This window comes from Arthrobacter sp. JCM 19049 (genome assembly GCF_001310435.1).
Genome location: NZ_BAXF01000107.1, coordinates 1 through 6,237, shown reverse-complemented (window position 1 = coordinate 6,237; position 6,237 = coordinate 1). Strand labels below are relative to the sequence as shown.

The window sequence follows — 6,237 nt, the reverse complement described above, 5'->3', positions numbered from 1 at the left end:
GGGTGTGGCGCTCCGCCAGACGCAGGGACATGATCGCCACGGCCACCGCGAAGCCCCCCGAGCAGCTCGTTGGCCGCCATGGCCTGCGGCGTATAGTCCTCCAGTCCGTACCCGGGCCCGGACAACATGGCTCCGGCCGGCAGCCCAATCACCTGTGCCCGGGCCTGCAACCCGTCCGGGCCCATCACGTGCGCACCGCCTGGACCATGTAGTACAGCAGCCCCGCCATCACCAGTGACCAGACCAGGATGCCCCACCGGGAGGCGAACAGCATCCGCCGCCACAGGAGCAGTGCGGCGCCGAACCCCTGCCGGCGCACACCCACCTGCGCATGCCGGCCCCCGCGCCGGGCACTCATCGTCCCGCCCCGGACTGATAGTGGTTCAGGAACAGCTCCTCCAGGCTCGGCGGGGTGCAGCTGAAGGAGTGCACGGTGTACCCGCCAAGCACCCGCAGCAGTCCGGCCACGCGCTGCTGCTCGATGCTGAACCGGATCAGCCCTGCTCCTGGTGGACCGCCTCCACTCCCTCCAACCCGCGCAGCCGCTCCAGCGGAATGTCACTAGAAAGCACCACATCGCTGCGAGTCAGGTGGCGCAGCTGTTGCAGGGTTCCGGATTCCACGCTGCGCCCATCGCGGATGATGGTGACGTGGCTGCACAGCTTCTCCACTTCGGCCAGCAGGTGGCTGGAGAGCAGCACGGCGGTGCCGCGCTCGGCCGCTTCCTGCACCGCGTGCTGGAACACGCGTTCCATCAGCGGGTCCAGGCCGCTGTTCGGCTCGTCGAGGATCAGTAGATCCACGTCACTGGACAGGGCGGCCACCAGGGCCACCTTTTGCCGGTTGCCTTTGGAATAGGTGCGGGTCTTGCGCCGCGGATCCAGTTCAAAGCGTTCAATCATCTCATCGCGCCGCGCCTTGTCCACGGCGCCGCGCAGCGCGGTGAGCAGGTCAATCACCTCCCCGCCGGTCAGCTTCGGCCACAGGTTCACCTCCCCGGGGACGTAGGCCAAACGCCGATGCAGGGACACCGCCCCGCGCCACGGATCAGCCCCGAAAAGCCGCACCCGGCCCGCATCGGCACGCAACAGCCCCAACAGCACCCGGATGGTCGTGGTCTTGCCCGACCCATTGGGGCCAAGAAAGCCATGGATCTGACCGGGAGCCAACTCCAAATCCAGGCCCCTTAGCGCCTCGACGCGTCCGAAACTCTTCCTCAGTGCGGAAATCTGGATGATCGCCTCGCCCATTGTGCCCCCTAGCGTGCTCTGTCCGTCCCCTCGGTGGTGACTTCGATGCTAGGCTCCGGGCGACGCCTTGGGAAGAGCCGGAGCCGTCGCCCTGAATCCCGGGGACTTATCACCTTTTCATTAGGTGAATTGTCACCTGACGAGCGCCCTAGTGAATTGCGGAGATTTTTCTGCCCCGCCCCCTACCCAGCCCGCGCGGCATCCGGTTTTGTACAACCAAATGGTTGTACAAGAGTTGAGCGATGAGCAGCTGAACCGGGTCTTCCGTGCCTTGGCCGACGCCACACGACGTGACATGGTGCGGCGAACCCTTAACGCCGAGGTCAGCATCTCGGACCTGGCGGCGGACTACGACATGTCCTTCGCCGCAGTGCAAAAGCATGTGGCCGCGCTTCAGGCGGCGGGCCTGGTCAGCAAGATCGCACGTGGCCGCGAACGACTCGTTCGGGGCCAGCCGGAAAGACTCCGGCACATCACGCAAACACTCTCAGCCTTCGAGGACATCTGGCGCCAGCGCATCGATCGCCTGGATGGCTTCCTCGCCGACGAGGCACCATCCTAAGGAGCACGCCATGCCCGTCACCTCGGTCCTCAAGGACGCCGACACACTGACCCTCACCGTGCACGCCGAATTCCCCGTGCCGGTCGAACGGCTCTGGCAGGCCTACCTCGACCCGCGCCAGATCGAAAAATTCTGGGGGCCTCCGGGCTACCCGGCCACCTTCACCCGCCACGACGGCTGCGCCAACGGCTTCAGCCACTACTACATGACCTCCCCCGAGGGCGAGACGTTCCACGGCTACTGGCAGTGGAGTGAACTTCTCGAACACAGGCTCTTCGAGGTCATCGACGGCTTCGCCACGGCCGAGGGGGGACCAAATCGGCAACTGCCCACCACCCGGGTCAGCTTCACCTTCGGCCCGTGGGAAGAAGGCTCGAAATTGACGGTCACCTCCCACTTCAATTCCGTCGAGGACCTGGAGCAGCTGCTGGAAATGGGGATGGATGAAGGCCTGCGCCTGGCCATGGGACAGCTGGACCAGGTGCTGGTCGACCTGGGTGATGTGGCCCTGGCACGGCCCACCGAGGCCCAGCTGCTCAGCGACACGAAGGTGCGCATTAGCCGGGTCATCCGCGGCAGCCGGGAGCAGGCCTGGCACGCCTACCACGACCCCCAAATGCTGCGCCGCTGGATGTTCGGCCCGGACGGCTGGGGGCTGACCGAATGCGTGGTCGGCAGCGAGGTAGGGCAGGAACACCGTTCCTGGTGGGAACCGCAGGCCGGATCGGGGCAGGAAGGATTCGGCTTCTGCGGCCGAATCCTGGCCCGCCAGGCCCCGGTCTACGAACGCACCACCGAGCAGATGATCGGCACCGATTCCCCGGTCACCGTCAATGAGCTAACACTGACCCCGGCGCCCGGCGGAACCCTGCTGACCCTGGTGATCACCTACCCGGACGCCCACACCCGCGACTCGATCCTGGGCACCGGGATGACCGACGGGATGGAGGCAAGCTACGCCCGGCTGGACTCCCTGCTCTGACCGTGCGCATCCCGCGCCCGGCACCTGCCGGGGCGCGAGGCGATGTGCGGCACAGGCTGGACGCAACCCACCAAGATTGTGAAAGACTTGGATCCATGACTTCCCATAATGTGCGTGCGGGCCTGGACAAGCAGGCAAACCAGGTTCAGGAGATGTTCGACAACGTGGCACCCCGCTACGATCTGCTCAACACCCTGATGACCGGCGGCATCGTCAACTACTGGCGCAAGCTCACCACCGAGGCCGTAAACCCCAAGTCCGGGGAGCGGATCCTGGACCTGGCGGCCGGCACCGGCACCTCCTCGGTTCCCTTCGCACAGGCCGGGGCGAAGGTCACCGCCTGCGACATGTCCCACGGCATGCTTGCCGAGGGCCGCAAGCGCCACCCGGAACTGGAATTCGTGTACGGGGACGGCACCGATCTGCCGTTTGAGGACGACACCTTTGACGCGGTGACCATCTCCTACGGGCTGCGCAACATCTCCGACACCGAAAAGGCGCTATCCGAGATGCGTCGGGTCACCAAACCCGGCGGACGGATTGTGGTGGCGGAGTTCTCCACCCCCACCTTCGCCCCGATCCGGATTGCCTACCAGCAGTTCCTGCCCCGGGTGATTCCGGCGCTGGGCTACCTGGTCTCCTCGAACCCCTCGGCGTACGCTACCTGGCGGAGTCGATTGCCGCCTGGCCGAACCAGCAGCAGCTTGCCCACAAGTTCCTGGCCGTCGGCTGGCAGAACGTGGAGTTCCGCAACCTCACCGGGGGCATCGTTGCCCTGCACCGGGCAACCAAGGCGAAAGAAGATTGAGCAGACGGCACTGGTGACCCCTTGGCCACCTAATCTCGTGATCCTTACGCGCCCGAAAGGACCGTTTCAGCTTTGATTACACGATCACACCCACGAGGCGTTAGCCGCGGGCACTATTTCGCTTCTTCGCCATTGCAGAGGTAGTTACCTGGGCTGGGCTGATTACCGGCCTTATTTTGCGCGCTACCGATACCGTCAATATTGTTCCCATCACAGGGGGCGTTCACGGCTTCGTATTTCTTAGCTACGCGGTTACGACGGTTTTCGTGTGGGTTAATCAGAAGTGGAGTCCGTCAGTGGGATCGACGGGACTGGTACTTGCCATCATCCCTTTCGCAACAGTTCCCTTCGAGCTCTATGTACATCGTCATGGCCTTCTGGACGGAGACTGGCGTCTCGCCCCGGGCCGCGACGCCCCTAAGGGATTAATTGAACAGATGCAGGCGTTCGTATTACGTAGACCAGTAATAGCAATCCTGCTTTTACTGGTACTCGTAGTCGTGCTCTTCAGCACCTTGCTCTACCTTGGCCCGCCGGTCCCTCGCGCGTAAAAAGTGCAGAAAACGACACCCACTCGTTGACACATATCTTTGCTTCCCTATCTGCGTGTGAAATCGCTGCGTAGACAACAGCAAGCACGGATTAAAGCCATCCACCGCAGGCGCATTCGCGAAGTGAAGCTCCTAATAGGTTCTTTCGTGATTCTGTGAATACGCAGTAGATGCCACCCGCGGAGCCCGAGGGCTCGCTGCGTCGTGTGGATCCGCCAAAGATTACCTGAGTTGCGGCCCGGGCCTTCCGGATTCGCCGCATCCTGCCCTTACACTGGGACGAAAGCACGTTTTTCAGCCACGGAAGGCCCCCATGAGCTACCCGCAGCGCACCGTCGAGGTTCAACCCACCGGCTGGTCATCGACGAGTCCGCCACCTTGTTGTGGCATGACATCCGCCGCGCCTTCATCTACGAAAGCACCTCCGGATCACAGACCCTGACCTGCGCCGAGTTCATCCTCACCGAGGGGTACAGCGTGGAGATCAACAGTGAGATGCCCGGCTGGGATTCGGCGCTTCAGCACCTGCCCCAGCGCATCGAGAACCTGGTGGACGAACGCTAGGCGGTGCCGGGCGTTAGCGGCGGCGGGACGTTGACGCGCTGCGGCCCACACCCTAGGATCGGGCGCATCCCCGCCTCTCCCACTCTCAGGAGCCCCCATGGCCGAAGTCATCTTGTTCCACCACGTGCAGGGCCTGACCGACGGGGTGCGCGCACTGGCCGATGAATTGGAGCAGGCCGGGCACGTCGTTCACACACCGGACTTCTTTGCCGGCAAATTGCCGCCCGACATTCCCTCCGGGATGGAGCTGGTGCAGCGGCTCGGGCAGGAGACGGTGAACCAGCGGGCCGATGAGCTGGTGGGCGCCTGCCGCAGGATCTGGTCTATGCCGGGATCTCCTGGGGCGTGATGTTGGCCCAGCGCTTCGCCCAACAGCGGGCCGGGGCGCGTGGTGCCCTGCTGCTGGAGTCCTTTGTGGACCCGCAGGCCCCCTGGTCCTCCGGGCCGTGGCCGAGTACCGTGCCGGTGCAGATCCACGGCATGGCAGATGACCCGTTTTTCGCCCATGAAGGGGACCTGGACGCGGCGCAGCAGTTCGTGCAGGGTCCGGGCGCGGGCTGGCGCAGCTTTTCACCTACCGGGACGGGCCCACCTGTTCACCGACAGTTCCCTGCCCGGCCACGATCCGCAGGCCACTGCGCTGCTGATGCAGCGCGTCGGGGTGTTTCTTGAGCGGCTCGCCGCGTCCCCTGACCGGTCCACGCCATAACCGCCTCGCCGCGGATGCACGAAACAAAAACGATCGGGCCCCACGAGGTGTTCCTCGCCGGACCCGATCTTGACGGTGCGCCCTGTGGGGCTCGAACCCACGACCAATGGATTAAAAGTCCAGTGCTCTACCAACTGAGCTAAAGGCGCACGGCATTTAGCCAAGATCAATGTTACCCGATCACCGCCACCCGCTCTTAATCCGCAGGTCAGCCCGGTGCTGGCCCCCTCACCCACGGGGTGTGCCAGCTAACTGCCCCCGGGCGCCACGGTGGCGTAGACTGGCTGGCCGCCGCTTTTAGACCACCCACAGCAACAGGGAGTATTCTCGACACCATGAAAGGCCCACGCGCAGGTTCCAAGGTCCCCCACGACTCCGGATTCCGCCACCACAAGCCCAAGCCATTCACCCCCCGCGAGTTCGAAGCCTACGTGGGTGGTGCCGATCCCGCGCGCGTTTCGGAAGCCGCGCACCTCTCGGCCCGCGCCTTTGTGCACGGCGGGCTGGCCAACCAGGATCCGAAGGTCAGTGCCCGGCTGGTGGCCGTGGCCGAGGATGAGGGCATCGAGGTGCTGGCCGAGCTGTGGAGCGAAGCCCCGGCCCGCTCGCTGCCCGGTGCCCTGTGGCGGCTGTACGCCATCCGCACCGCGACGCTGAACAACCCGGAGGTGATGGCCACCCGGTTCCGTGCCGGGGCCGAGCGGGCCGAGGTGGACCGGATCGTGGCCGGGGAGCGGCGGAGCCGCCGACAGCCGATGAGCTGCGCAGGATGGCCGACTCGATTCTCTCCGGCGCCTTTGACGGGGACTTC

At 64.8% G+C, this 6,237-nt stretch carries 8 protein-coding genes, 1 tRNA gene and 3 pseudogenes; 8 read left to right on the top strand and 4 right to left on the bottom strand.

The genetic code is table 11. The annotated features are described in order from the left end of the window. The 3 genes from JCM19049_RS19265 to JCM19049_RS07025 all read right to left on the bottom strand — a co-directional run. On the bottom strand, positions 1 to 188 hold a 188-nt coding region (locus JCM19049_RS19265; protein ID WP_279402663.1), incomplete at its 3' end, for a hypothetical protein. Then, positions 185 to 358 carry a hypothetical protein gene (locus JCM19049_RS19260; protein ID WP_279402662.1) on the bottom strand — a complete coding sequence of 58 codons (174 nt, stop codon included), beginning with the start codon at positions 356 to 358 and terminating at the stop codon, positions 185 to 187. The genes JCM19049_RS19265 and JCM19049_RS19260, both read right to left, overlap by 4 nt. Before the next feature lie 136 nt (positions 359 to 494). After that, entirely contained in the window at positions 495 to 1,250 is a 756-nt protein-coding gene (locus JCM19049_RS07025) for an ABC transporter ATP-binding protein (protein ID WP_279402661.1), read from the bottom strand. A 220-nt stretch (positions 1,251 to 1,470) separates the two neighbouring features. Between JCM19049_RS07025 and JCM19049_RS07020 the strand changes: the two genes are divergently transcribed. The 7 genes and pseudogenes from JCM19049_RS07020 to JCM19049_RS19245 all read left to right on the top strand — a co-directional run bounded on the left by JCM19049_RS07020 (position 1,471) and on the right by JCM19049_RS19245 (position 5,389). Next, entirely contained in the window at positions 1,471 to 1,812 is a 342-nt protein-coding gene (locus tag JCM19049_RS07020; protein WP_054821232.1) for a winged helix-turn-helix domain-containing protein, read from the top strand. A 10-nt stretch (positions 1,813 to 1,822) separates the two neighbouring features. Beyond that, positions 1,823 to 2,794 (top strand): SRPBCC family protein, encoded by a 972-nt coding sequence (locus JCM19049_RS07015; protein ID WP_054821231.1) that lies wholly within the window; start codon positions 1,823 to 1,825, stop codon positions 2,792 to 2,794. 95 nt (positions 2,795 to 2,889) lie between these two features. Further along, positions 2,890 to 3,602 (top strand): annotated as a pseudogene (locus tag JCM19049_RS07010) (demethylmenaquinone methyltransferase). A 125-nt stretch (positions 3,603 to 3,727) separates the two neighbouring features. After that, positions 3,728 to 4,153, top strand: a pseudogene (locus JCM19049_RS19255) (DUF3817 domain-containing protein); the annotation flags it as partial. A gap of 378 nt (positions 4,154 to 4,531) precedes the next feature. Next, positions 4,532 to 4,717, top strand: a complete 186-nt coding sequence (locus JCM19049_RS07005) for a hypothetical protein (protein WP_279402660.1) — start codon at positions 4,532 to 4,534, stop codon at positions 4,715 to 4,717. Between the two features lie 97 nt (positions 4,718 to 4,814). After that, complete coding sequence (locus JCM19049_RS19250) at positions 4,815 to 5,066, top strand: dienelactone hydrolase family protein (protein ID WP_279402659.1); 252 nt, start codon at positions 4,815 to 4,817, stop codon at positions 5,064 to 5,066. Beyond that, on the top strand, positions 5,063 to 5,389 hold the full coding sequence (locus JCM19049_RS19245; protein WP_279402658.1) for a hypothetical protein: 327 nt from the start codon (positions 5,063 to 5,065) through the stop codon (positions 5,387 to 5,389). Before JCM19049_RS19250 ends, JCM19049_RS19245 begins: the two co-directional genes overlap by 4 nt. A 113-nt stretch (positions 5,390 to 5,502) precedes the next feature. Here JCM19049_RS19245 and JCM19049_RS06995 read toward each other — a convergent pair. Further along, positions 5,503 to 5,575: transfer RNA gene (locus JCM19049_RS06995), tRNA-Lys, on the bottom strand. Positions 5,576 to 5,761: 186 nt separating this feature from the next. Here JCM19049_RS06995 and JCM19049_RS06990 point away from each other — a divergent pair. After that, positions 5,762 to 6,237: pseudogene (locus tag JCM19049_RS06990) on the top strand (hypothetical protein); the annotation flags it as partial.

Coding starts and splice junctions, on each gene's coding strand:
- JCM19049_RS19260 (WP_279402662.1), bottom strand. CDS start 358: ATGAGTGCCCGGCGCGGGGGCCGGCATGCGCAGGTGGGTGTGCGCCGG.
- JCM19049_RS07025 (WP_279402661.1), bottom strand. CDS start 1,250: ATGGGCGAGGCGATCATCCAGATTTCCGCACTGAGGAAGAGTTTCGGA.
- JCM19049_RS07020 (WP_054821232.1), top strand. CDS start 1,471: ATGGTTGTACAAGAGTTGAGCGATGAGCAGCTGAACCGGGTCTTCCGT.
- JCM19049_RS07015 (WP_054821231.1), top strand. CDS start 1,823: ATGCCCGTCACCTCGGTCCTCAAGGACGCCGACACACTGACCCTCACC.
- JCM19049_RS19250 (WP_279402659.1), top strand. CDS start 4,815: ATGGCCGAAGTCATCTTGTTCCACCACGTGCAGGGCCTGACCGACGGG.